A 1,474-nucleotide genomic window follows, 5' to 3' on the forward strand; every position below is an offset into this window, starting at 1 on the left:
CGCTACGACAAGACCGCCCACTCCTACATGGCCGCCCTCACCATCGCCAGCCTCATGATCTGGCTCGCCACCAAATAACCAGACACGCCCTAGGCCAGGTTCTCCACGATGGTCGCGTTGGCCAGGCCACCCGCCTCGCACATGGTCTGCAGGCCATAACGCCCGCCACGGGCGCGCAGGGCGTGCACCAGCGTCGTCATGAGCCGCGCGCCGCTCGCGCCGAGCGGGTGGCCCAACGCGATCGCACCACCGTGCACGTTGACCTTGGCGGGGTCGGCGCCGGTCTCGGCCAGCCAGGCCAACACCACCGACGCGAACGCCTCGTTGACCTCGAACAGGTCGATGTCACCCAACGACAACCCGGACCGCCGCAGCACCTGCTCGGTGGCCGGGATGACGCCGGTCAGCATCAACACCGGGTCGGACCCGGTCACCGCGAAGGAGTGCAGCCGAGCCAACGGCCGCAGCCCGTACCGCTCGGCCGCCTCGGCACTCATGATCAACACGGCGGCCGCGCCATCGTTGATCGGACTGCTGTTGCCCGCCGTGACCGACCACTCGATCCCGGGGAACCTCTCGGCCATCACGGCATCCTCGAACGCCGGCCGCAACCCGGCCAACACCGACACGGAAGTCCCCGGCCGCACAGACTCGTCCCGCCCCACCGCCCCCAACGGCACGACCTCGGCGTCGAACAACCCGGCGTCCCAAGCGGCAGCCGCCCTGCGATGCGACTCCACGGCGAACCGGTCCATCTCCGCCCGACTCAACGACCACTTGGCAGCGATGAGTTCGGCACTGACCCCCTGCGGCACCAACCCGTCGGGGTACCGAGCAGCCACCGAGGGCCCGAACGGATCCGCCCCGGCCGGCACGTTCGACCACATCGGCACCCGACTCATCGACTCGACACCACAAGCGATCACGACGTCGTAAACCCCGGCCATGACCCCTTGCGCCGCGAAGTGCACAGCCTGCTGGGAAGACCCGCACTGCCGATCAACCGTGGTGGCCGGCACGGACTCGGGAAACCCGGCGGCGAGCACGGCGTACCGGGTGGTGTTCATCGCCTGCTCGCCAACCTGATCAACACACCCCCCGATCACATCGTCAACCACCCCACCCCCAACCCCAGCCCGCTCGACCACGGCCCGAAGCACATGGGCAAGCAGGTCCACCGGATGCACCCCGGCCAACGCCCCACCCACCTTGCCCTTCCCCACAGGCGACCGAACCGCCGAAACCACCATCGCATCCCGCACCCAAGCCTCCTGACTATTGCCACCCATAGCCAGCCCCAACGTAGCTGACTACACCCACCCAAAGCCAGTAGGACCCCCATCACACCCCCCGCCCCCCCGCGCCGCAGGCGCGCTCTTCAACGGGCTGCCAAGCCACAGGAAGGGCCTCGGTTCGTTCCCCGTACGGCCTGGGCGCAGCCCAACCGCGCTTCTCCCTTCTTGGCAACCAGCTT

The 1,474-nt window shown here is 68.7% G+C and carries 1 protein-coding gene; it reads right to left on the reverse strand.

Going from position 1 to position 1,474, the window contains the following annotated elements; translation table 11 throughout:
* Positions 1–89 precede the first annotated feature (89 nt).
* Positions 90–1,262, reverse strand: a complete 1,173-nt coding sequence (locus AB0A74_RS42635) for an acetyl-CoA C-acyltransferase (RefSeq protein ID WP_358258935.1) — start codon at positions 1,260–1,262, stop codon at positions 90–92.
* Positions 1,263–1,474: the final 212 nt, after the last annotated feature.

Origin of the sequence: Saccharothrix sp. NPDC042600 (assembly GCF_040647305.1) — a bacterium.
Classification (GTDB): Bacteria; Actinomycetota; Actinomycetes; order Mycobacteriales; family Pseudonocardiaceae; genus Actinosynnema; species Actinosynnema mutabilis.